The organism is Streptomyces sp. NPDC018031 (assembly GCF_044327625.1).
GTDB lineage: Bacteria > Actinomycetota > Actinomycetes > Streptomycetales > Streptomycetaceae > Streptomyces.
This window is the reverse complement of the sequence record NZ_JBIRFT010000001.1, coordinates 61,308-86,145: the sequence shown is the minus strand read 5'-3', so window position 1 is coordinate 86,145 and position 24,838 is coordinate 61,308. Positions and strand designations below refer to the sequence as shown.

The following is a 24,838-nucleotide window of genomic DNA, read 5'->3' as shown; positions in this document are numbered from 1 at the left end:
CTCCCCGCACCCGGCGGCCCGGGCCCGCCCGTCCCTCCCCCCCGGCTCCCGCGGCACCGCCGCCCCGGCCACCGCCTCCGCGACCCCACCGCGAGTCCGTACCACCGGCCACCCCGGCCGCCACCCCCGAAAGGGCACAGATGGAGCACCACGAGCCCGAAACCCTGTCCCCGCCGCAGCTGGCCGCGGTACGACGCAGTGTGGCCCAGGGCCGGATGGCGATGACCCGCCGGTCCCTGCTGCGGGCGAGCGGCGCCGGCGCCCTGGCCCTCGGCGGCATCGGCACCCTCGCCGCCTGCGGGATCCCGGCCGCCACCCGCAGCGAGTCCGGCCCCTCCGACGACCACTCCGACGAGGAGAAGCGCCTCGACTTCTCCAACTGGACCGAGTACCTGGACGTCGGCGAGGACGGGAAGAGCCGGCCCACCCTGGAGGAGTTCCAGCGGCGCACCGGCATCAAGGTCAAGTACACCGAGGACATCAACGACAACGTCGAGTTCTTCGGCAAGGTCAAACCCCAGCTGGCGGCGGGCAAGGACACCGGCCGCGACCTGATCTGCGTCACCGACTGGATGGCCGCCCGGATGATCCGGCTCGGCTGGATGCAGAAGCTCGACCAGTCGAACCTGCCGCACGCCTTCGCCAACCTCTCGCCCCAGTTCCGCAGCCCCGACTGGGACCCAGGCCGCGCGCACTCCTACACCTGGACCGGCATCCCCGCCGTCATCGCCTACAACCGGAAGGCGACCGGCGGCCGCAAGGTGTCCTCCATCAGCCAGCTGCTGGAGGACCCCGAGCTGAAGGGCCGGGTCGGGATGCTCACCGAGATGCGCGACACCGTCGGCCTCACCCTCCTCGACATGGGCAAGCGGACCGAGGACGTCACCGCGGACGACTACGACGCCGCCATCGCCCGCCTGCAGAAGGCCGTCGACAACGGGCAGATCCGCCGCTTCACCGGCAACGACTACACCGGCGACCTGGACAAGGGCGACCTGGCCGCCTGCGTCGCCTGGGCCGGCGACCTGATGCAGCTCCAGGCCGACAACCCCGCCATCGACTTCGCCATCCCCGACAGCGGCTACATGATCTCCACCGACAACCTGCTGGTGCCCAACGCGGCTCGGCACAAGAAGAACGCCGAGCGGCTCATCGACTACTACTACGAGCCCAAGGTCGCCGCCCGGCTCGCCGCGTGGATCAACTACGTCTGCCCGGTCGAGGGCGTACGCGCCGAACTCGCCAGGATCGACGAGGAGCTGGCCCGCAACCCGTTCATCCTCCCGGACCGCGAGATGGCCGCGAAGTCGCACGCCTTCCGTTCGCTGAGCAGCGAGGAAGAGACGGAGTTCGAGGACAAGTTCGCCAAGCTCATCGGCGCCTGAACCGGAAGAAGCCACCCACCATGACGCAGACCCACTCCGGCGGCGACGTCCGCCTCGCCGGGATCAGCAAGACCTACGGCTCCTTCACCGCCGTCCACCCCCTCGACCTGACCGTCCCCGCCGGCACCTTCTTCGCCCTGCTGGGCGCCTCCGGCTGCGGCAAGACCACCACCCTGCGCATGATCGCGGGCCTGGAGGAGCCCACCACCGGCACCATCTCCCTGGGCTCCCAGGACGTCACCGACCTGCCGCCGTACAAGCGCCCCGTCAACACCGTGTTCCAGAGCTACGCGCTCTTCCCGCACCTGGACATCTACGAGAACGTCGCGTTCGGCCTCCGCCGACGCGGCATCAAGTCGGTGAAGAAGCAGGTCGGCGAGATGCTCGACCTGGTGCAGCTCGGCGACCACGCGCGCCGCAAGCCCCAGGCGCTCTCCGGCGGCCAGCAGCAGCGGGTCGCCGTCGCCCGGGCACTGATCAACCACCCGCGGGTGCTGCTGCTGGACGAGCCGCTCGGCGCCCTGGACCTGAAGCTCCGCCGGCAGATGCAGCTGGAGCTCAAGCGCATCCAGACCGAGGTCGGCATCACCTTCGTCCACGTCACCCACGACCAGGAGGAGGCCATGACGATGGCCGACACGGTCGCGGTGATGAACGGCGGCCGGGTCGAGCAACTGGGCGCCCCCGCCGAGCTGTACGAGAACCCCCGGACCACCTTCGTCGCCAACTTCCTCGGCACCTCCAACCTGATCACCGCCCAGGTCACCGGGGAGTCCGGCGGCGACCTGCTGGTCGACGCGGGCGGCAGCCGGCTGGCCCTGCCCGCGCGGCGATGTACCGGCGACCGGGCCCCGCGCCCGGGCGAGCGGATACTGCTCGGCGTCCGGCCGGAGAAGATATCCCTCACCCACGCCGACGAGGCGGACACCGTCCCGGACGGCCGCAACCGGCTCACCGGCCGGATCGCCGACTCCAGCTTCATCGGCGTGTCCACCCAGTACGTCATCGACGCCCCCTCCGCCGCCGCCCTCTCCGTCTACGAGCAGAACATCGAGCGCGACCCGCGGCTGGTCCCCGGAGCCGAGGTGGTCCTGCACTGGAACCCGGCCCACAGCTTCGGACTCGACGCCGACCAGTCACCGCTCGCCGGGACCGGACCCGACGAGGAGGCGTCATGACCGCCGTCGACGCGCCGCACTCCCCACCGCCCGCGCCGCCGCCCCCGCCCCCGGCGCAGACCCCTCGGAAGACCCCGGTCCGCAAGCGGCTGGTGCCGTACTGGCTGCTGCTGCCGGGCCTCGTCTGGCTGCTGGTCTTCTTCGCCGCCCCGCTCGTCTACCAGGCGTCCACCTCGCTGCAGACCGGCTCGCTGGAGAAGGGCTTCGAGGTCACCTGGCACTTCGGCACCTACGCCGACGCGCTGACCGAGTACTACCCGCAGTTCCTCCGCTCGGTCCTCTACGCGGGCGCCGCCACCGCCGGATGCCTGCTGCTCGGCTACCCGCTGGCGTACCTCATCGCGTTCAAGGCCGGACGCTGGCGCACCCTGCTGATGATCCTGGTCATCGCGCCGTTCTTCACCAGCTTCCTCATCCGCACCCTCGCCTGGAAGACGATCCTGGCCGACAGCGGCACCGTCGTCTCGATCCTCAACTCGCTGCACGTGCTGGACGTGACCAGCTGGCTCGGCGCCACCGAGGGCGACCGGGTGCTCGCCACCCCGCTCGCCGTCGTCTGCGGCCTCACCTACAACTTCCTGCCGTTCATGGTGCTGCCGCTGTACTCCTCGCTGGAGCGGATCGACGGCCGGCTGCACGAGGCCGCCGGGGACCTGTACGCCCGGCCCTTCACCACCTTCCGCAAGGTGACCTTCCCACTCTCCATGCCCGGCGTGGTGGCCGGCACCCTGCTCACCTTCATCCCGGCCACCGGCGACTACATCAACGCCGAACTGCTGGGCTCGGCGGACCGGAAGATGGTCGGCAACGTCATCCAGTCGCAGTTCCTGCGGGTCCTGGACTACCCCACCGCGGCCGCGCTGTCCTTCATCCTCATGGCCGCGATCCTGGCCATGGTCACCGTCTACATCCGCAAGTCAGGGACGGAGGAACTGGTCTGATGCGCTCGACCGCCGCCCCCTTCCAACGGCCCCTGCGCTGGCTGCGCGCACACCTCGTGACGCTCGCCGGACTGGCCACACTCGGCTATCTGCTGCTGCCCAACGTCATCGTCCTGATCTACTCGTTCAACAAGCCCAACGGCCGCTTCAACTACTCCTGGCAGCGGTTCTCCACCGAGGCGTGGACCGACCCGTGCGGCGTCGCCGACCTGTGCGGCTCGCTCACCCTCAGCCTGAAGATCGCCTTCTGGGCCACCGTCGGCGCCACCGCGCTGGGCACCATGATCGCCTTCGCGCTCGCCCGCTACCGGTTCCGGGCCCGCCCCGCCGTCAACAGCATGATCTTCCTGCCGATGGCGATGCCCGAGGTGGTGATGGCCGCGTCGCTGGCCACCCTGTTCCTCAACATGGGCATCGACTTCGGCTTCTGGACCATCCTCATCGCGCACATCACGTTCTGCGTGAGCTTCGTGGTGACCGCGGTGAAGGCCCGGGTGCTGAGCATGGACCCCCGGCTGGAACAGGCCGCGCAGGATCTCTACGCCACGCCGGTGCAGACCTTCCTGCGGGTCACCCTGCCGATCGCCGCCCCGGGCATCGCGGCCGGCGCGCTGCTCTCCTTCGCCCTGTCCTTCGACGACTTCATCATCACCAACTTCAACGCCGGATCGACCGTGACCTTCCCCATGTTCGTCTGGGGATCGGCGCAACGCGGCACCCCCGTCCAGATCAACGTGATCGGGACCGCCATGTTCGCCCTCGCGGTGCTCTGCGTACTCGTCGGTCAGCTGGCCGGCAACCGCCGCAAAAGGAGCTGAGAACCATGGCCGCAGCCGCCATGCCGTCTCATCCCGGGGACAGTGAGCCCGGGTCGTCCGCCGTCCCCCCGACCCCGTCCGCCGCCCCGCCGCCCGAGTCTCCGGAGCGCCCGGTGCCTCCGGAGTGCCCGGGGCCTCCGAAGGCCGGCGACCCCGCGCCGTCATCGGCCGGGCCGGCCGGTTCCGCTGGTTCCGCCGGGCCGGCTGGTTCCGCCGGTTCCGCCGGGCCGACTGGTTCCACCGGATCGGCTGGTTCCGCCGGTTCCGCCCGTTCCGCCGGGCGGTCCGGGGCGGCCGGGTCCAGGCCGCCGGTCGGGCCCGGTGCGTCCGGAACCGGTGCGCCCCGCGAGTCCGCGACCGGCGCCCTCACCGCCCTGGCCGACGCCGTACCCACGCCGTACTGGCTGGACGACCCCGACCGGCCCAGGCCCCGCCCGGCGCTCGTCGGCGAGGAGGAGTGCGACCTCCTCGTCGTCGGCGGCGGCTACACCGGACTGTGGACCGCGCTGCGCGCCAAGGAGCGCGACCCGGACCGCGACGTCGTCCTCGTCGAAGGCCGGGAGATCGGCTGGGCGGCCTCCGGCCGCAACGGCGGCTTCTGCGCCGCCTCCCTCACCCACGGCCTGGGCAACGGACTCGCCCGGTGGCCCGAGGAACTGCCCGAACTGGAACGCCTCGGCCGCCGCAACCTCGACGGGATCGAGGCCACCCTGGCCCGCTACGACATCGACTGCCACTTCGAACGCACCGGCGAGATCGACGTGGCCACCGAGCCGCACCAGGTCGAGGAGCTCCGGCAGACCGCCGAGGAGGCCCGCCGGCTGGGCCTGGACGCGGGAGAGTTCCTGGACCGCGACGCGGTCCGCGCCGAGGTCGACTCGCCCACCTTCCTGGCCGGGCTGTGGGACCGCGACGGAGTGGCCATGCTCCACCCCGCCCGGCTCGCCTGGGGCCTGAAGGACGCCTGCCTCCGCCTCGGTGTGCGGATCTACGAACACACCCCCGCCGGGCGGCCCACCGCCACCGGCGGCGGCAGCACCGTCACCACCCCGTACGGACGGATCCGCGCCCGGCACGTCGCACTGGGCACCAACGCCTTCCCGTCACCTGTCCGCCGCGTCCGCCCCTACGTCGTCCCGGTCTACGACCACGCGCTGATGACCGAACCGCTCACCGCCGACCAGCTCGCCGCCATCGGCTGGCGGGGCCGGCAGGGGCTGAGCGACAGCGCCAACCACTTCCACTACTTCCGCATCACCCACGACCAGCGCATCCTGTGGGGCGGCTACGACATCGTCTACCGGTTCGGCGGCCGGGTACGCGCCGAGTACGACCACCACCCGGCCACCTACCGCACCCTGGCCCGGCACTTCTTCCGCTGCTTCCCGCAGCTGGAGGGGGTGCGCTTCAGCCACGCCTGGGGCGGTGCCATCGACACCTGCTCCCGGTTCTCCGCCTTCTTCGGCACCGCGCACGGCGGCCGGGTCGCCTACGCCCTCGGCTACACCGGCCTCGGGGTCGGGGCCACCCGGTTCGGCGCGGACGTGATGCTCGACCTGCTCGCCGGCGAGGAGACCGAGCGCACCCGGCTGCGCATGGTGCGCACCAAGCCGCTGCCCTTCCCGCCGGAACCGCTGCGCTGGGCGGGCATCGGCATCACCCAGTGGTCGATGACCCGCGCCGACCGGCGCGGCGGCCGCCGCAATCTGTGGCTCAAGGCCATGGACAAGGCCGGCCTCGGCTTCGACTCCTGACGCGGCCCCGCCGACCGCCGGTGGCTCACCCCCGGGGGACGAGCCACCGGCGGCACACCGCGAGGAGCGCCGTCAGCAGCGCCCCGGAAAGGCACCAGCTGCCGATGACGTCCAGCGGCCAGTGGTAGCCGCGGAGCACCAGACCGGCCCCCACACCGAGGTTCAGCAGCACCACCGCCGCGACCACCACGGCCACCCCCCGCCGGCCCGGTCCGCCCCGGCCGGCGGCGGAGGCGCCGCCCGCCCCACCGGAGCCCCGCGGGGAGGCGCGGCGGGCCCCGGTCGCCCGGTGGCTCAGCAGGACCAGCATGGCCGCGGCCCCGTAGGCGATGGTGGCCGTCGCGGTGTGGCCGGACGGGTAGAACCCGTCGGTGCCGGCGAGCGGACCCGGCGGGGCCGGCCGGTCGAGCAGCGCCTTCACCGGGGCGACCAGCGCGGGCACCGCCGCCATGGTCACCGCGGCCGCCAGCGGCGCCGGCCACCAGCGACCGGTCGCCCGGCGCAGCCGCCATGCCGCGTACCCCAGGGCGACCGCGAGCACCGGGAGGGCGACCGTCATGTTGCCGAGGTCGGCGAAGAACTCCGCGAACCGGCCCGGGACCAGCCGGCCCCGTGCGGCGCGGCCGACCCTCTCGTCCAGGGCGCGCAGCGGGCCGTCGGCTGCCACCTGCCAGGTCAGGACGCCGAAGAGAAGAACACAGAGAGTGAGGAGGAAAGTCGGCGGCCCCGGAACAGGGGGGGTGGTTCCAGGGCCGCCGAGGCGACCGGGGGGCCGCGCGCCCCGGGGGGTTTGGGGCGGGCGGCCGTCCGATCGGTGAGGAGATCCGGAGCCTGGGGCCCCAGTGGTGTGCGCGAGGGCACGGCCGGGCCGGAGCTGGGGAAGCGCCGTTCCGGCATCGCCCGCAGTCCCCTGCGAGCGAGGTGTTTCTCTCATCTGCAGAAACCGTACGGCAGCGGAGCCCGGGCCGACAGGCGGATCACCCGTCCGACATCGGCCCCCCACATCTTCTTCACGCCGCCCCCGCCGAGCATCGCGCCGAGGGTGACGCTCCGTCACATCGGCGGATCGGCGGGGCCGGCCGAGGCGGGCGGGGCCGAACAGACCGGCCGAGGCGGCCAGACTGGCCGAGGTGGGCGGGGGGGGCGGAGGCCCGGGGCCGGGGCGCGGACGGGTGAGGGGCTGCCGGGTGGTGGAGCGCGGCCGGGCCGGGCCCGGGGCGTTCGCCCGGTCCCGGCCCGGCCGTCCGGCCTTCGCTCACAGCGCGGCGAACGCGCCTTCGATGATGTCCAGACCCTCGTTCAGCAGGTCCTCGCCGATCACCAGCGGCGGCAGGAAGCGGAGCACGTTCCCGTAGGTGCCGCAGGTGAGCACGATCAGGCCCTCGGCGTGGCAGGCCTTGGCCAGCGCACCCGCCGCCTCGGGGTTCGGCTCCTTGGTCGCCGGGTCCTTGACCAGCTCGATCGCGATCATCGCGCCACGGCCGCGGATGTCGCCGATGATGCCGTACTTCTCCTGCATCGAGGTGAGGCGGCCCTTCATGACCTCCTCGATCCGCTTGGCCTTCGCGTTCAGGTCCAGCTCGCGCATGGTCTCGATGGAGCCGAGCGCCGCGGCGCAGGCCACCGGGTTGCCGCCGTAGGTGCCACCCAGGCCACCGGCGTGCGCGGCGTCCATGATCTCGGCGCGGCCGGTCACGGCGGCCAGCGGCAGACCGCCCGCGATGCCCTTGGCGGTGGTGATCAGGTCCGGGACGATGCCCTCGTCCTCACAGGCGAACCACTGGCCGGTACGGCAGAAGCCGGACTGGATCTCGTCGGCGACGAAGACGATGCCGTTGTCGTTCGCGAACTTCACGATGGCCGGCAGGAAGCCCTTCGCCGGCTCGATGAAGCCGCCCTCGCCCAGCAGCGGCTCGATGATGATCGCGGCGACGTTCTCCGCGCCGATCTGCTTGGTGATCTGGTCGATGGCCTGGGCCGCGGCCTCCGGACCGCAGTTCTCCGGGCCGGTCGGCCAGCGGTAACCGTAGGCCACCGGTACCCGGTACACCTCGGGCGCGAACGGACCGAAGCCGTGCTTGTACGGCATGTTCTTGGCGGTCAGCGCCATGGTGAGGTTGGTGCGGCCGTGGTAGCCGTGGTCGAAGACGACGACCGCCTGGCGCTTGGTGTGCGCACGGGCGATCTTGACGGCGTTCTCGACGGCCTCGGCACCCGAGTTGAACAGCGCCGACTTCTTCGCGTGGTCGCCCGGCGTCAGCTTCGCCAGCTCCTCGCACACCTCCACGTAGCCCTCGTACGGGGTCACCATGAAACAGGTGTGGGTGAAGTCCGCGAGCTGCGCGGAAGCGCGGCGGACCACGGCCTCGGCGCTGGAACCGACCGAGGTCACGGCGATACCCGAACCGAAGTCGATCAGCGAGTTGCCGTCCACGTCCTCGATCACACCGCCGCCCGCGCGCACCGTGAACACCGGCAGCACGGACCCGACGCCACCCGCCACCACAGCGCTGCGGCGCGCCTGCAGCTCCTGGGACTTCGGGCCGGGGATCGCGGTGACGACGCGGCGCTCCTGCGGGAGGGACGGGCCTCCGGACAGTTCGGTCATGAGGGTCTCCAGGGGAAGAACAGGGGTTTTAGACGCAGGCTAGGGGCGCAGCGGGGGATCGGGCATGTTCCGTTCGGTAGCAGTGGGCGCGTGGCGTTGTCCGCGGCGGACATAGCGTCGCCCCGGCGGGACGCGGCCCCCGAAGCCGTCGCGGCCCGGACCGGACGCACCCGGCGGGGGCCGGCGGCCCGCCCCCGGCCGGAGCGGTGGCCGAGGGCGACCCGGCCGCGGAGGGCGTGCTCCGGCCGCCCGGCGGACACCCGACCGGCCCGCGCCCGACCGGCCCGGCGGGTGATCATGACGTCTTCTCCGGGCGCGGCATTCGGCACGGTCGCTGAACTCCCCGCGCCAGGCCACTAGATTGAGCGTCGGTGCATGTACATGAGTGTCGGCGCAGGCGCGCGGATACGCCTCGGCGTACCCCCGGAATGCGCACGAACCGCCATGAACGCGCACATGAGGCAGTCAACGGCTTGGTGGTCAGGGGGCAAGGGGCGGCGCATGGACACCGAGGGCACGCACGACTCACGGGGCACACGGCGAGACGCGGTCCCGCGCCCGGCGGCCCCGCCGCCTCCGGTGGGGCCGCCGGGGGTACCGGCCATGCCGCCCGCACCGCCACGCTGGGAGGGGAGCGCGCGTGCGGGGGGCGCTCCACTGCCGAGTCCTTCCGGTGCGGCGCCTTCGAGCGATAACGCTCGGACATCGTTGGTGACGTGGATGAGGGTTCCGAGGCCGGCTGCTTCGCCTGGCGTATGGAAGTACGGCCACATCCCAAAGCCTCCAGAGGACCCGGACCGGGTCCCTGCGCGCAGGCTGCTGAGTGGGGCGCTCATCGCCGGGCTCTGTGCGTGGTTGCTCTGGCGTGTGGTGATCAACGGCTACCTGGGGGGTTGGTACATGTGGTTCTTCTACGTGTTCACCTCCGAGTCCTGGTATGAGACGAGCGACGGGGCCCTTGACCAAGAAAGCTTTGCGGAGGCAACTCGCGTCTACGAATACATTCTCGGCTTTGCGATCTTTGCTTTCTTCGGTCGCGTCGGACAGTGGCCGGAAGTGTGTCGCCGATATGTAGGTCCGCTCTTCCGGGCGCCGACTGGGGCTCTGCCCAGCCCCGCCCCCCACGCCGACCCCGTCGAGTGGCCGGAGTTGCGGGCCGCGGGGGCGCATGGGGCGGCTGATCGGTTGGCTGCCGAGGCACGCGGTGGCCGGATGAACGATGTGGATCATTCGCGGATCGACCGGGCCTGGGAGTCGGTGCGGGCCCAGCCGAGCCGGTTGGCGGCGTTCACGGACACCGTGCTGCGGTACGGGGCCGCGGCCTGCGGGCACCCGTCGGGGGTGCGTGATCTCCCGGTGCGCACCGCTCGGCACGACCTGCTGGCGCAGCAGGTGCGGATCGGCGCCGCGACCGAGGATCTCCGCAATCCGTACGAGTTCCGTGGGGTGGGCCTGGCACTGGATCCGGCCGTGCTGGGCACGTCGCTGCTGGCGGTGGGCCCCCCGGGGGCGGGCAAGACCGGGCGGCTGGTGCGTCCGGTGGTGGAGTCGTTGTGCCTGCAGGCGCTGGCGGGGCGGGTGGCGCTGGTGGCCGTCGGGGCGGCCGGGGCGGGCATCGGCCCGGACGACGCCTTCGACGTGGTGGTGAAGATCGGCCGTCCCGAGTCCGCGTACGACCTGGACCTCTACGGCGGCACCACGGACCCCGACGAGGCGGCCGGTGTGCTCGCCGAGGCGCTCGTCGGCGACATGGCCCATGCGCTGCCCGGCGGTGACAGCCGGCGCGCCGCGACCGCGCTGGCCCAGCTCCTCGGCCCGTTCCGGGCCGCGCACGGCCGCTTCCCCTCGGTGCCGGAGCTGCGGGAGTTGCTGGAGGGTTCGCGGGCCGCGATCGACGCGCTGCGGGCCGCGCTGGCCGCGGTGGGGGAGTCCGCGCAGGCCCGGGAGCTGGATGCCCGGGTGCGGCAGTCGGCTGCCGCCGGGGACGTGGGGGCGCTGCTCGCGGATCGGGTCGCGCTGCTGGACCGCCCGGCCTTCGCCGACTTCTTCGCCACCGCGGGCGACCGGAAACCGTTCTCGCTGCGGGCCCTGGAGCACCCGCTGCGGGTGCGTATCGATCTTCCGGAGCGGGGTCACGCGGAGGCGTCGCGGATGCTGGCGCGGCTGGTCCTGGCGCAGTTCACGGAGTGCGCGGTGGGCCGGACGGACCGTTCGCTGTTCGCCTGCCTGGTACTGGACGACGCCTCGCACACCGTGACCCCGGAGGCGTTGCGGGGCGTTCAGCGGTTGCGGGCCGCGAACGCGGGCGCGGTGCTGACCCTGCGCACCCTGGACGACGTGCCGGAGGCCCTGCGCAGTGCGCTGCTGGGCGCGGTGGGCTGCCGGATGGCGTACGCCGGGATCACGACCTGGGACGGGGCCCGGTTCGCCGAGGTGTGGGGCACGGCCTGGGTGGAGGCCCGGGACGTCACCGACCGGCAGGTCATCTCGGACGAGCCGATGACGAAGGTGCTGCACTTCATCCGGAAGGTGGTGACCGGCAAGGACGCCACCATCCAGTCGGTGACGGTGCGGAAGGTCGAGCGCGAGCGGTGGTCGGCGTCGGAACTGGCGCACTCGGTGCCGCCGGGGCACGCGGTGCTCTCGGTCACCTCGGTACGGGGGGAGAGCGCGCCGCCGGTCCTGGTCGACCTGCGCGGATGACGCGCAATCCGCCACTGAGGCAGAATTGACGAGAGCCGTTCATACAGAACGGCAGTCGTTGCCGGAGAGTGGAGGGGCGTGCGGATGTCCACGGGGAGGTCCCGGTGGTCTTCGCGCGCCCGGTGTCCCGTCTCGTGCGCGGCCGGAGTGCGGCCACCCGTGGTCCGCGCGCCCGCGGGACCGTTCCCGGGCCCGGCAGGGCGACCGCCCGGCCGGCAGGTCGGCCGGCCGGTCCGACCGCTCTCCGTCCGTTCCCGTCGCCGAAGTCCTCGAAGGTGCCATGCCTCCCACGCTCGCCTCACTCGTCCACCACTCCGCGCTGAAGCTGGCCGTGCTGGCCGGTGAGGACCGGTTGGACACCCCGGTGCGCTGGGCCCATGTGAGCGAGCTGGCCGATCCGGTGCCGTACATGGACGGCGGCGAGCTGCTGCTGATCACCGCGATGAAGTTGGACGCCGAGGACGCGGACGCGATGCGCCGCTACGTCGACCGGCTGGTGGGGGCCGGCGTGGTGGGCCTCGGCTTCGCGGTCGGGGTGAACTACGACACGGTGCCCGAGGCGCTCGTCGCGGCGGCCCGCGAGGCCGGTCTGCCGTTGCTGGAGGTCCCCCGCCGTACCCCCTTCATCGCCATCACCAAGGCGGTCTCGGCGGCCATCGCCGCCGACCAGTACCGCGCGGTCACCGCCGGTTTCGAGGCGCAGCGGGAGCTGACCCGGGCCGCGATCGGCGCGGAGGGTCCGGCGGCGCTGCTGGCCCGGCTGGCCGCGCACCTGGACGGCTGGGCGGCGCTCTACGACTCCTCCGGGACGGTGGTGGCGGCCGCCCCCGACTGGGCGGCCCGCCGTGCCGCCCGCCTCACCGCCGACGTCGAGCGGCTGCGGGCGCGCTCCGCCCCGGCGAGCGCCGTGGTCGGCGGGGTCGACGGGGAGGCGGGCGAGGAGACGGCCGACCGGGTCGAACTGCAGTCGCTGGGCACCGGCCGCCGTGCCCGGGGCGTGCTGGCGGTCGGCACCGGAGCTCCGCTCGGTACCGCCGAGCGGTACGCGGTGAACTCGGCGGTGGCGCTGCTGACGCTGACCACCGAGCGGTCCCGGGCCCTGCAGGCGGCGGAGCAGCGGCTCGGCGCCGCGGTGCTGCGCATGCTGCTGGCCGGTGAGCCCGATCATGCCCGGGCGGTGGCGGGCCGGCTCTACGGCGGGCTGCTCGACGCGCCGTTCCGGGTGCTGGTGGCCGAGGCGGCTCCCGGCGGTGGCCAGGCCGTCGCGGCCGGTCAGCCCGGACAGGGCGCGGACGACGGAGTGCCGTCGCCGGACGCCGCCGGGGCCCCGGCGGGGCCGGGCCGGCCGCCCGGTGCCGCCCTGGCCGCGGAGGGCGCCGCCGATCCGCTGGGTGCGCTGGCCGACGTGATGGAGACGGCCGCGGCCCGCACCGGCGAGTCGCTGCTGGTGGTTCCGGACGGTGAGCGGTTGATCGTGCTGGCCCCGGACGGCGGTGCTGCGGTGGCCGCCGGTGCCGAGCACGCGGCGGCGGTGGACGCCCGGCGCGGTAGCGCCGCCCGGCCCCGGGACCGGGCCTCCGGAGCGGGCGCTCCCACCGACGAACCGGTGATAGGACTCTCGGCCCCGGCCGGACCGATCGCGGCCGCGGGCGCGTACCGCCAGGCCGAGCAGGCGCTGTCGGTGGCCCGGCGGCGGGGCCGGGCACTGGTGGAGCACGAGGAGGTCGCGGCGGGCTCGGTGCTGCCGCTGCTGGCGGACGACGCGGTACGGGCCTTCGCGGACGGCATGCTCCGGGCCCTGTACGAGCACGACGCCACCGGGCGCGGGGATCTGGTGGCGTCGCTGCGGGCCTGGCTGTCCCGGCACGGCCAGTGGGACGCGGCCGCCGCCGACCTGGGCGTCCACCGCCACACCCTGCGGTACCGGATGCGGCGGGTGGAGGAGATCCTCGGCCGGTCACTGGACGACGCGGACGTCCGGATGGAGCTGTGGCTGGCGCTCAAGGCGACCTCCGGGACTCCGGCGGACGGCCCGATCGCCCAGGGCTGAGCCCCGGGCGCCACGGGGCCGGACCGGACACGAGCGAGCGCGGGACGTAGGACACGGGCCCCGGGTGGGCGCCGCCCCGGCGGGACACGGGCGGCGATCGGTGACACCGGAGGCACCGCCGCGACGAGGCGTTCTTCGCCGATCTGTGGCAGCGGCTGCGCGGGCAGCAAGGCACCGGTGACACCGGAGGCACCGGACATCGCCGGAGGCACCGGGCGGCGACCGATGACACCGGAGGTGCTGGCCATGCCGGCGTCACCCGCCGGCGACCGGTGACGCCGGAGGCGCCCGGGACGCCAGGGACGTGTGCAGAGGGAGTCGGGGAGGCCCGGAGCCGCGGGCACGCCATTCCGGTGCGGGCCGAGCGGCGACTGCTCCTTGTAGGACAAACGCGCTCCGCCGACCCCGCCCCTACGGTGGGGGGGTAGCACCCATCGCACCAACCCACACCACTTCGGAAGGGCCGGGATCCGCTGTGACTTCCTCCCGCGTAGCTCCTCACGCGTTCTGGCTCGCCGGCCGCAAGGCGACCGGCGAGGACACCTTCGACGTCACGTCCCCCTGGGACGACCGTCTCGTCGGCACGGTGAGCGTCCCGACCGAGGCGCAGGTCGAGGAGGCGGTGGCCGCCGCCCACGCGGTGCGGGACGAGTTCGCCGCCACCCCCGCGCACGTCCGGGCCGCCGCGCTGGACCACGTCTCGAAGCGGCTCGCGGAGCGCACCGAGGAGATCGCGCAGCTGATCTCGGCCGAGAACGGCAAGCCCATCAAGTGGGCCCGCGGCGAGGTCGGCCGCGCGGTGTCGGTGTTCCGGTTCGCGGCGGAGGAGGCCCGCCGGTTCAACGGTGGCGAGGCGCAGCGGCTGGACACCGACGCGGGTGGCGCCGGCCGGCTGGCGCTGACCCGCCGCTTCCCGCGCGGCACCGTGCTGGGCATCGCGCCGTTCAACTTCCCGCTGAACCTGTGCGCCCACAAGATCGCCCCGGCGATCGCGGTCGGCGCGCCGATCATCCTCAAGCCGGCCCCGGCCACCCCGCTGTCCGGCCTGATCCTCGGTGAGCTGCTCGCGGAGACCGAGCTGCCGGCCGGTTCCTGGTCGGTGCTGCCGGTGCCGAACGACCGGATGCCCGCCCTGGTGCAGGACGAGCGGCTGCCGGTGATCTCGTTCACCGGTTCGGACAAGGTCGGTTACGCGATCATGGACTCGGTGCCGCGGAAGCACTGCACCCTGGAGCTCGGGGGCAACGGCGCCGCCGTCGTGCTGCCGGACTTCTCCTCCGAGGAGGACCTGGACTGGGCGGCGACCCGGATCGCCACCTTCTCCAACTACCAGGGCGGCCAGTCCTGCATCTCGGTGCAGCGGGTCATCGCGGACGCCTCGGTCTATGACCGGCTGCTGCCGAAGATCGTCGCGGCGGTGGAGGCCCAGGTCACCGGCGACCCGTCCGACGCCGCCACCGACGTCGGCCCGCTGGTCAACGAGGACGCCGCCAAGCGCGTCGAGTCCTGGGTGGACGAGGCGGTCCGGGCGGGGGCGAAGCTGCTCGCCGGCGGCGAGCGCGACGGTGCCTCGTACGCGCCGACCGTGCTCGCCGACGTGCCCGCCGAGGCGACCCTCGCCTGCGAGGAGGTCTTCGGCCCGGTGCTGACCGTGACCAAGGTGGACGGTGTGGACGCGGCCTTCGCCGCCGTCAACGACTCCAAGTACGGGCTGCAGGCGGGCGTCTTCACCCGCGACGTGCAGACCGCCTTCCGGGCGCACCGGGAGCTGGAGGTCGGCGGCGTGATCATCGGCGACGTGCCGTCCTACCGCGCCGACCAGATGCCGTACGGCGGCGCCAAGCAGTCCGGTGTGGGCCGTGAGGGCGTGGCGTACGCCATGGACGACTACACCTACGAGCGGGTCCTGGTGCTCACCGGCATCGCGCTCTGACGAAATCGGCCAGACGGCCGAAGCTGGTTAAGCGGCGGACCGCCCACCCCACCCGGGGCGGGCGGTCCGCCGCTTTTCCGGCCCTCTCCCGCCCCGCCCCTCTCCCGCTCCGCCGCTCCTGACCGGAAATCGGCCGCCCGCCCACCCCGCCGGTTCCGTCCACGCCCGCCGGTGCCCCGGGCGCCTGGGCGTACGGAAACCCCTTGCGGGGGTGCGCCGGTGCCGGTCAGGGTCTCGCCCATGACGACGATTTCCGTACGCCCCCTGGCGGCCGAGGACTGGGCGCTCTACCGGACCGTCCGGCTGGCGGCCCTGACGGACACCCCCGAGGTGTTCGGTTCGACGCTCGGCCGAGAGCAGGCCTTCACGGACGACGAGTGGCGGCGGCGCCTGACCCGGTGGAACCAGTTCGTGGCCGAGGACGGTGCCCAGGTGTGCGGTCTGATCGGCGTCGTCCCCGCCGCTGCTGCTGCCGCTGCCGCTGCCGGTCTCGCCGAGCTGGTGTCCATGTGGGTGCACCCCGCCGCCCGGGGCCGCGGGGTCGGCGACCTGCTGGTGCGGCGGGCCCTGCGGTTCGCCGACGAGCAGGGCTTTCCCGAGGTGCGGCTGTGGGTGACGGTGGGCAACGGGCATGCGGAGCGGCTGTACGCCCGCCATGGCTTCCAGCGGTCCGGGCAGGTGCAGCCGGTGCGGGAGGGGGAGGACCTGCTGGAGTTCGCCATGGTGCGCCCCGCACCCACCGGCACGGCCGACTGACCTGGCGGCGGCCCGACCACCAGCCACGCCGGTCTGCCTCCCCGCTGCCGGTGCCCCACCGCCAACGCCGGGCCGCCCGGCACTTCACCGACTCCGTGGGGTTAGGGGAGCCCGGGGCTCAGGGGCCCATGTGGAGGTGGCCGGCCCAGAGCGTGGGCACCGCCGGGTGCGCCTCGCGCACGCCGCGCACCGCCTGGTGCAGCGCGTACGCGGCTTCGTCCGCCGTGGGCGGTGAACCCGCGGTGAGCGAGGCGTAGAACGCCTCCGTGATCCGTACCGCCGCCTCGTCCGCGACCGGCCACAGGGTGCCGACCACATGGGTGTAGCCGGCCAGCTGGAACGCCCCACTGATGTGCACCGCGCCGTCGGCCGGGGTGCCGCCGTCCGACGTGGTCGTACAGGCGCTCAGATACGCCAGCTCAGCGTCGGCCAGGGCGAGTCCGGCGATGTCGGCCACGGTGAGCTGCCCGGCCGCCCGCTCCGCCAGCACCACCCGGCTCGCGGCCGCGTCGTCCAGCGCGCTGACGGCGTGGCAGGCGAAGTGCGCCCAGCGGTGCCGGGCGAGGGTGTCGACCACCACGTCCCGGCGGGCCCGGTCACCGGTCAGCACCCGGCTGTGCGGGAGCCGGGCGGGCAGCACCGCCGTCCGGCCCGGCGGCTCGGCCGGCTCCGCGGCGCCGGGGTCCGCCGCCGGCGCCACCACCAGGGGCTCCGGGGCACGGCCGGCCGGCCCACCGGGGCCGCGGCCCCCGGGAGCGCCGGCCCCGGGCGCGGCGCCGGACGACGCCCGGGAGCCCGCCGAGGAACGCTGCCGGGCGCGGGCGCGGACCAGTTCCCGCACGCTCGGGGCGTAGGAGGAGACCACCCGGTCCAGCACCGCGTCGGTGACCGCCCCCGCCGGCGTCCGGCGCTGCGCCGCGTGCAGCGGGAGTGCGGTCAGCGGGCCGGTGGGCACCCACCACAGGTGGGGCAGCCGCCGGTCACGCCGCTGACGCCCGGTCAGGCGCAGCGCCCGCAGGACCGGATCTGCCACCGTCTCCCACAGCCATTCGAGGAGTTCGTGGACCTCCGTCTGGGCCGACTGCCGGCCCGCGGCGGCGACCGCCGGGTCGTGCGCGACCCGCACCGCGGAGAGGAACCGCTCGGTGCGCCGCGACAACTCCTGGTAGCCCAGGGCGGGCAGCGGCACCGCGCGCACTCCTTCCCCGGTCAGCAGCAGCGCGTCACACCGCAGCCGGCTGACGTTGAGGACCACCACCGGGCCGTGCCCCCGGGCGGCGTCCAGCAGTTCCGGCAGCTCGGGCGGGCGCAGGAACCCCTCGAAGCCGGGCTGGCGCCGGATGCGGTCCGTCACCTGCTCCCACTCCTCGGCCAGTGCGTGCCGGTCCTCGCCGGGCCGGTGCCCGGCCGGGCCGCCCACGAGTCCGCCGAACGGCCCCGGGGAGCCGGCCGGCTCGGCGGCGTACGGGTCGGCCGGCGACTCGTCCAGCACCTCCCGCAGCCGCCGGAACCGGTCGACCAGCCCGGGGTGCAACGTGTGGAGGGCCGCCGACTCGGCGGAGCCGCCCAGCGCGTGCGCCAGCAGCACGGCGCGCCCGTGTTCCAGTAGCCGCAGCGCGCGCTCCGGGTCGCCCAGCTCGATGGCGCACGCCGCCGCGTACGAGGCGGGACCGGCGGGCGGCGCCGACCGCCGGGCGGCGGGCCACCCCGGCTCCCCGGGCTCCCCGGCGGTCCCGCCCCACCCCGGCCCCCCGGGGCCCGGACACGGCTCCCCGGATCCGTCCGGCCGCCGCGCCGGCGGCGCCAGGCGCGGCAGCAGTTCCACCGCGAGCGTGGCGGGCGCCATGGCGCGGGCCGCGCCGCCGAGGCCGTGCGCCCGGTACGCCCACAGCTGGGCGGCGCGGACGCGTTCCCCGACGGCCGCGGTGGGATCCTCGGCGACCTGCCGGTAGCCGGCCTCGGAGGCCAGTAGATCGGCCGGGTCCCGGCTGCCCGCGCCGCGCAGCCCTGCCGCCCAAGCGTACGCGGTCAGCGCCCTGGCCCGCACCGGGTGGCCGGACGGCACCTCCTGGGCGGTCAGCCCGGCGATCCGGATCAGTTCGTCCAGCGCGCCGGCGGTGCGCAGCAGGTCGTACTCCAGCCGCGCGACGGTGATCAGTGTGCTCAGCCGTTCCGGCCGGCCGGGGTGGTCCGGGGGGGTTCCGGCGACCGCCGCCCGGGCCGCGGTCGACGCGGCCGCGAGGTCGCCCGCGTCGCGGTGCGCGGTGTAGCGCCGCAGCAGCCCGCGGCTGAGGTTGGACAGGAAGCGCTGGTGCAGCGGCAGGTCCGCGGGCACCGCCGCGGAGGCCGCGCGGGTCAGCGCCACCGCTTCGTCGAGGGTGTCGGGGGAGCCCGGCCCGCCCTGCTCCGAGAGGGTGAGCAGGGCCTCCGCCAGGTTGGAACGCGCCCAGGCCTGCGCCACACCGCCGGCCGGCGCGAGGGCCACCGCCTCCCGCAGCACCTCGACGGTCTCGGCCAGTACGGCCCGGTCGCCGCTGTGCGCGAAGCCCGCGGTCAGGCAGGTGCCCAGGGCGAGGAGGCGTCCGCAGCGACGCGGGTCCGCGGGCGGGGTGGCGGCCAGGGCGGCGCGTGCCAGCTCGACCGCGGCGGCCAGGTCCGCGGTGTCCCCGGCCCGCAGCCAGCGCAGCCGCAGCACCGCGGAGAGCCGGGCCCGGACCGCGTCCGCCGGGTCACCGGCCGGGCCCGCTGCCGGACCGTGGCCGGCCGCGTCGCCGGGCCAGCCGGCCGCGCCGGGCCAGGAGGCGCCGTCGTGGTCGTACGCGAAGGCATCGCCGTGCGGGGAGCCGCCCGCCGCCCAGGCATCCCCGGGGGGACCGGCCGGGGCGCCGGGGCCCGGTGCGCCCCCGCCCCCGGCCGGGGGGCCGTGCCGCCCGTCGCCCCGCCCGGCCGCCCCCGCTCCGTACCCGGACGCGTCGCCGTACCGCCGGGCCCGGTGGCCGGCCGTGCCGGGCTCCTCGGCGGGCCGGTCCTCCGCGGAGATGCCGAGCAGCGACTCCCGGAGCAGGTCGACGGCCTGGTCGAGGTCGCGCCGGTCGCCGCCGCGTTCGTAGCGGGACCACAGCGCGGTGCCCAGCCGCGCCACCGCCGCCTCGCGTATCCCGACCCCGGCCGCGCCGCGCAGGGTCGCCTCGAAGCCGGTGATGGCCCGCTCCAGGTCGGGCAGCTCCCCGGTCAGCTCGTACTGGGCGAGGAACGCCGAGGCGCGCCGCAGCTCCTCGTCCCACGAGCCGCCCGCGGGCCGCGGCGCCCCGGGCGCCCGGCCGCGTTCCCGCGCCGCGTGGAGCACCTTGCGGGACCGCAGGCAGCTGTCGAGCGCGGTCCGTACCGCACGTTGCGAGGGATGCCCGGCGGGCAGGGCGGACAGCGCGCGCCGGTAGATCTCGATGGCCTCGTCCAGGGCGGTCAGGCTGGACGTGCCGATCGCGTACTGGAGCAGCGCCGCCCCCAGTTCGGCCAGCCGGGTCGGCCCCTGCGGATGCCCGGTGGGGGTGGAACGCACCGCCGCCCGGCCGAACCGGACCGCCTCGTCGAGCACCTCCGGGTCCGGCTCGTACTGGGCCCGGCGCAGCAGGGCTCCGCTCAGCCCGGCCTGGATGCCGGCGTACCGGGGGTGGAAGGACGGGCAGACCGACAGCCCACGCCGGTACAGCGCGATGGACTCGTCGAGCACCGCCAGATCGCAGGTGCGGGTGAACATCTCCAGCAGGGAAACCGCCAGGGCGCACAGGTGACGGCTGAACTCCGGATCCTCGGGGCGGGCCTCGGCGACCGCGGCGCGCCCCGCCGCCACCGCTTCGGCGAGGGTCTCGCCGGACCGGTCCCGCTCGTAGCCGAGCCGCAGCAGTACCCCGAGGGTCGCGAAGCAGGAGGTGCGGTACGGGTCGCCCACCGGGCGCCGCCCGCACCCGTCCACGGCGGTCCGGCACAGCTCCAGCGCCGTCGCGAGGAGCTCCGGGTCCCGGGTCCGGGCGTACGCCCGTCTGGCCCGCTCCGCCGCGGCGAGCGGATCGGCCCCGGCACCGGGCCCCGCGCCGGCACCGGGGGCGCCGGTGCCACCGGCGGCAGCGGCGCCGGGGGTGGACCAGACCGGCTCGGCGAACCGGTGTGCCGCCGTGGGCGGGGCGGCCCACGGGTCCCCGAGGGGCGCCGCCGGGCGGGGGTCCCCGCCCGGCGGGGCGGCACCATGGGCGGGCCGGGCGGCCCAGGCCACGGCGTACGGGCCCGGAACGTCCCCACCGAGCGCGGGCCGGCCCACGGCCGGCCTACGGGCCTCACCGGGCACCGGACCGTGGGGCCCTCCGGCAAGTGGGCGGGGCCCCGCGGGGTCCAGCCGGTGGACACCTTCTCCGGCGGGTCGGTGGGGCTTCCCGGAGGCCGGGGCGTGGAATCCGACCCCGGACCCGACCCCGCCCCCGGACCCGCCCCCGGACCCGAGCCCGGGCCCGGACCCGGGCTCTGATCCGCGGGGGTCGCCCGGGTCCGGCCCGTGGAATTCCCCTCCGGCGAATGGGCGGGGCTCACCCGGGCCCGGCCTGCGGAACCCCCCTCCCGCGGATCCATGGGGCGGTTCCCCGGGCACCGGGCCGTGGGGCCCTCCTCCGGCGAGTGGACCGGAACCGCCGGGGTCCGGCCGGTGGAACGCCCCGCCGACGGGTCGGCGGGCCTCACCCCGGTCCGGCCCGTGGAATCGGCCCCCGACGGGTCCGGGGGGCTCGCCCACGAGAGTTCCGGAAGACTCGCTCACGAGGTGACCTGGGGACCCGCCGGCCGCCGGTCCGGGATTCCGGTCGGCGAACCGGTGCGGCGGTCCCGCGGCGCCCTGGCCGTACGCACCGGCAGGGGCAGGGGCAGGGGCAGGGGCAGAGGCAGCGGCCGGACGCGGCGGCGGGCCTCCGCCGAGCGCCTCGGCCAGCTCGGCGGCGAGTTCGTCCCCGGCCGCGCCGGCGCGGCGCAGCAGCGGGCGGGCGTCGGCCTCCCGCCCCTCGGCGATCAGCAGCAGCGCCAGGTTGCCCATCGCGTCGGCGCTGCCGGCGTCCGCCCCCAGCCGGAACCAGTTGATCGCCTCCCGCGCCTCGCCGCGGTCGCGCAGTGCTCTGCCGAGGTGGTTCGCCGCTTCCCCGTCGCCGTGCAGCGCGGCCTGCCGCAGCCAGTGTTCGGCCTCGGCGGTCCGCCCCTGGTGGGTCAGGAGCAGCCCCAGGTTGCCCATCGCGTCGGTCGAGCCGTGCCGGGCCGCCTGTTCGTACAGGTCACGGGCGGTGCCGGGGTCGTCCAGCACCCGCAGGTGGATGTCGGCGGCGGAGCACAGGATGAGGGGGTCGCCGTGGCGCACCGCCCGCTCCAGCAGCATCCGAGCCCCGGCCGGGTCGTCGACGAGCGCCTGGTGGAGGGCGAGCGCGATCAGCTCCTGCGGATCGCCGTCGGTACGCCCCCGGCGGGGCGTTCGGTGCCCCGGCGGTGCCCCGGCGGCCGCGTCCCGGCCCCCGGTACCGGCGCCCGTCCCGGCCGCCGGGCCCGCCTCGGGCCAAGAGACGGTTCCCGGCCCGCCGGCTCGCCCGGCGCCGGCGCGGGCCTCGTCCTCGTGCTGGTCCGCGGCCCCGTCCCGGTCCGTGGCCGCCGCCCGATGGTCGCCGTCGGGGCCGCCGTCCGGGGCGGCCGCGGTCATCACCTCGGGGCCGGCCGGCTGAGCGGTGGACACGGGTGTTCCCGGGCAGGCTTCGGCCGGGCCAGCCGCCGCGGCAGGGCGGCCGGCCGTCCCGCTCGCGGCCGTGACCCGCTTACGGCGTGACGGACCGAAAGGCCAGCGTCCGGTCATCTGAAACACCCCCACCGCGGCTCCTGATCCCGTGGCCGAGTGTGGCAGCAGACGACCCCGGCGGACCGCGAATCGATGTTCTCGGCCACGGTGCGTGGCGTTCCGGACAGCCGTCCGGCGGCACCGGACGGCATCCGTGCCGCGGCGCCCGTCCGGGGTGCCGGGCGGGCCCGGGGCCGGGCCCGGGAGGGACGGGACCGTACCACGGACACCGGCCCAGGCGGCGGGACAGTCCCCGCCGACCGCCACCGGCCCCCGGCAGCGGGACCGTCCGCCCCCAGGCCGCCACGGTCCCCGCCCACGGGCCCCGGGGCCGTCGCCGACCCTCGCATCGGGATCACCCCCGCCGACCGCCACCGGCCCCGATACCGCCACCAGCCCCCGACATCGGAACCGCCCGCCCCCGCCCCCACCCGCCGGGGGCCGGCCCCCGGCGGGTGGGGGCGTGCGGCGCCGTCCGCCCGTCCGGAGCCCGGTGGCCAGAGGCCGGCGGCCAGAGGCCGGCGGCCCGAGCCCGGCGGCCCGAGCCCGGGGGGCCGGTCGGAGCCCGTCGGCCCGAGGCCGTCCGCCCGCCCGCCCGGAGCCAGGTGGCCTGAGGCCGGGTGACGGGTCGGAGCCCGGTGGCCCGGGCCCGGCGGCCCGAGGCCGTCCGCCCGTCCGGAGCCAGGTGGCCCGAGGCCGGGTGACGGGTGGGAGCCCGGTGGCCCCAGGCCGGGTGGCCGGTCGCCCAGGCCCGGTGGCCCGGTGGGATGACATCGACCGGCGCACCGGTACGTACCGGAGGTATCGGGTACATAACCGGCGGCACCACCGGTCCGGCCGGTCGGGCGACCGACCGGGACGACCCCCCGACTACGCGGTGAGGTGAGCCCTCATGACCGCTCGTACCGTTCCCGAGCGTGATCCCGCCCGCCCCGCGTCCGAGCGCGAGGCCCGGCAGGTCGCCGAGGCGGCCCGGGAACAGCAGTGGCGCAAGCCCAGTTTCGCCAAGGAGCTGTTCCTCGGCCGCTTCCGGCTGGACCTGATCCACCCTCATCCGGCGCCCGCCCCGGACGACGTGCGGCGCGGCGAGGCGTTCCTCGCCCGGCTCCGCCGGTTCCTGGAGACCGAGGTGGACGGGGCCCGGATCGAGCGGGACGCCCGGATCCCCGACGAGACCGTCCGCGGGCTCAAGGAACTCGGCGCCCTCGGCATGAAGATCGACACCACCTACGGGGGGCTCGGCCTCACCCAGGTCTACTACAACCGGGCCCTCGCCCTGGTCGGATCGGTGAGCCCGGCGCTCGGCGCGCTGCTCTCCGCCCACCAGTCCATCGGCGTGCCGCAGCCGGTCAAACGGTTCGGCACCCAGGCGCAGAAGGACGCCTACCTGCCGCGCTGCGCCCGTACCGACATCTCCGCCTTCCTGCTCACCGAGCCGGACGTCGGCTCGGACCCGGCCCGGCTGGCCACCACCGCGCGCCCGGACGGGGACGCGTACGTCCTGGACGGCGTCAAGCTGTGGACCACCAACGGCGTCGTCGCCGACCTGCTGGTGGTGATGGCCCGGGTGCCCGTCTCCGAGGGGCACCCCGGCGGCATCACCGCCTTCGTCGTCGAAGCCTCCTCGGACGGGATCACCGTCGAGAACCGCAACGCCTTCATGGGGCTGCGCGGCATCGAGAACGGCGTCACCCGCTTCCACCGGGTCCGGGTCCCCGCGGCGAACCGCATCGGGGACGAGGGCGCGGGGCTGAAGATCGCGCTGACCACGCTCAACACCGGCCGCCTGTCGCTGCCCGCGATGTGCACCGCGTCCGGCAAGTGGTGTCTGAAGATCGCCCGCGAATGGTCGGCGGCGCGCGAGCAGTGGGGCAAGCCGATCGCCCGGCACGAGGCGGTCGGGGCGAAGATCTCCTTCATCGCCGCCACCACCTTCGCCCTGGAGGCGGTCCTCGACCTCGCCTCCCAGATGGCCGACGAGGACCGCAACGACATCCGCATCGAGGCGGCGCTGGCCAAGCTCTACGGCAGCGAGATGTCCTGGCGGATGGCGGACGAGCTGGTGCAGATCCGCGGCGGGCGCGGATACGAGACCGCGGAGTCCCTCGCCGCCCGGGGGGAGCGGGCGGTCCCCGTCGAGCAGCTGCTGCGGGACCTGCGGATCAACCGGATCTTCGAGGGCTCGACCGAGATCATGCACCTGCTGATCGCCCGCGAGGCCGTCGACGCCCACCTCTCGGTGGCCGGGGACCTGGTCGATCCGCACACCTCGCTCGCCGACAAGGGCCGGGCCGCGGCCCGGGCGGGCGGCTTCTACGCCCGCTGGCTGCCCGGCCTGGTCACCGGGCCCGGCCAGCTGCCGCGGGCCTACCGCGAGTTCGCCGGGCCGGTGGACCTCTCCGGCCATCTGCGCTACGTCGAGCGGTCGGCCCGCCGGCTGGCCCGCTGCACGTTCTACGGAATGTCCCGCTGGCAGGGCCGGATGGAGACCAGGCAGGGCTTCCTCGGCCGGGTGGTGGACATCGGCGCGGAACTGTTCGCCATGAGCGCCGCCTGCGTGCGCGCCGAGATGATGCGGTCCGCCGGCGAGCACGGCACCGAGGCGTACCGGCTCGCCGACGTCTTCTGCCACCAGGCCCGGATCCGCGCCGAGGAGCTGTTCGGCCGGTTGTGGACGAACACCGACGCCCCGGACCGCAAGATCGTCGGCGGGGTGCTGGGGGGCGCGTACCGCTGGCTGGAGGAGGGCATCCTCGACCCCAGCGACGACGGCCCGTGGATCGCCGACGCCACCCATGGCCCGCCGCGGAAGGAGAACGTCCGCCGCCCCTTCCGCTGACCGGGGCGGCGGGGCCGCT

At 75.1% G+C, this 24,838-nt stretch carries 13 protein-coding genes; 10 read left to right on the top strand and 3 right to left on the bottom strand.

Annotation, left to right across the window (positions count from 1 at the left end; genetic code table 11):
* Window positions 1–140 precede the first annotated feature (140 nt).
* The 5 genes from ACH4B3_RS00280 to ACH4B3_RS00260 all read left to right on the top strand — a co-directional run bounded on the left by ACH4B3_RS00280 (window position 141) and on the right by ACH4B3_RS00260 (window position 6,076).
* Complete coding sequence (locus ACH4B3_RS00280) at window positions 141–1,385, top strand: PotD/PotF family extracellular solute-binding protein (protein ID WP_398460464.1); 1,245 nt, start codon at window positions 141–143, stop codon at window positions 1,383–1,385.
* A gap of 20 nt (window positions 1,386–1,405) precedes the next feature.
* A complete protein-coding gene (locus ACH4B3_RS00275; RefSeq protein ID WP_398460463.1) occupies window positions 1,406–2,563 on the top strand; it encodes an ABC transporter ATP-binding protein in 1,158 nt (385 codons plus the stop codon).
* Window positions 2,560–3,504 carry an ABC transporter permease gene (locus tag ACH4B3_RS00270; RefSeq protein WP_398460462.1) on the top strand — a complete coding sequence of 315 codons (945 nt, stop codon included), beginning with the start codon at window positions 2,560–2,562 and terminating at the stop codon, window positions 3,502–3,504. Before ACH4B3_RS00275 ends, ACH4B3_RS00270 begins: the two co-directional genes overlap by 4 nt.
* Complete coding sequence (locus ACH4B3_RS00265) at window positions 3,504–4,322, top strand: ABC transporter permease (protein WP_398460461.1); 819 nt, start codon at window positions 3,504–3,506, stop codon at window positions 4,320–4,322. Before ACH4B3_RS00270 ends, ACH4B3_RS00265 begins: the two co-directional genes overlap by 1 nt.
* 374 nt (window positions 4,323–4,696) lie before the next feature.
* Complete coding sequence (locus ACH4B3_RS00260; RefSeq protein WP_398461531.1) at window positions 4,697–6,076, top strand: NAD(P)/FAD-dependent oxidoreductase; 1,380 nt, start codon at window positions 4,697–4,699, stop codon at window positions 6,074–6,076.
* 25 nt (window positions 6,077–6,101) lie between these two features.
* On the opposite strand, the gene ACH4B3_RS00255 is transcribed toward ACH4B3_RS00260, so the two are convergent.
* Window positions 6,102–6,743: a phosphatase PAP2 family protein gene (locus tag ACH4B3_RS00255; protein WP_398460460.1), complete on the bottom strand. Its 642-nt coding sequence runs from the start codon at window positions 6,741–6,743 to the stop codon at window positions 6,102–6,104.
* Between the two features lie 588 nt (window positions 6,744–7,331).
* Window positions 7,332–8,684, bottom strand: a complete 1,353-nt coding sequence (gabT, locus tag ACH4B3_RS00250; RefSeq protein WP_398460459.1) for a 4-aminobutyrate--2-oxoglutarate transaminase — start codon at window positions 8,682–8,684, stop codon at window positions 7,332–7,334.
* Window positions 8,685–9,185: 501 nt separating this feature from the next.
* On the opposite strand from gabT, the gene ACH4B3_RS00245 reads away from it, so the two are divergent.
* From ACH4B3_RS00245 to ACH4B3_RS00230, 4 genes are all read left to right on the top strand, one after another.
* Window positions 9,186–11,387, top strand: a complete 2,202-nt coding sequence (locus tag ACH4B3_RS00245) for an ATP-binding protein (protein ID WP_398460458.1) — start codon at window positions 9,186–9,188, stop codon at window positions 11,385–11,387.
* Window positions 11,388–11,667: 280 nt separating this feature from the next.
* Entirely contained in the window at window positions 11,668–13,437 is a 1,770-nt protein-coding gene (locus ACH4B3_RS00240) for a PucR family transcriptional regulator (protein WP_398460457.1), read from the top strand.
* A 475-nt stretch (window positions 13,438–13,912) separates the two neighbouring features.
* Window positions 13,913–15,370, top strand: a complete 1,458-nt coding sequence (locus ACH4B3_RS00235) for an aldehyde dehydrogenase family protein (RefSeq protein ID WP_398460456.1) — start codon at window positions 13,913–13,915, stop codon at window positions 15,368–15,370.
* A gap of 240 nt (window positions 15,371–15,610) precedes the next feature.
* Entirely contained in the window at window positions 15,611–16,126 is a 516-nt protein-coding gene (locus tag ACH4B3_RS00230; RefSeq protein WP_398460455.1) for a GNAT family N-acetyltransferase, read from the top strand.
* A gap of 118 nt (window positions 16,127–16,244) precedes the next feature.
* Here ACH4B3_RS00230 and ACH4B3_RS00225 read toward each other — a convergent pair whose 3' ends face one another.
* Window positions 16,245–21,881: a CHAT domain-containing protein gene (locus ACH4B3_RS00225; RefSeq protein WP_398460454.1), complete on the bottom strand. Its 5,637-nt coding sequence runs from the start codon at window positions 21,879–21,881 to the stop codon at window positions 16,245–16,247.
* 991 nt (window positions 21,882–22,872) lie between these two features.
* On the opposite strand from ACH4B3_RS00225, the gene ACH4B3_RS00220 reads away from it, so the two are divergent.
* The gene (locus tag ACH4B3_RS00220) at window positions 22,873–24,819 is read left to right on the top strand and encodes an acyl-CoA dehydrogenase family protein (RefSeq protein ID WP_398460453.1); all 1,947 of its coding nucleotides are present in this window, start codon (window positions 22,873–22,875) and stop codon (window positions 24,817–24,819) included.
* The last annotated feature ends 19 nt before the right edge of the window (window positions 24,820–24,838 follow it).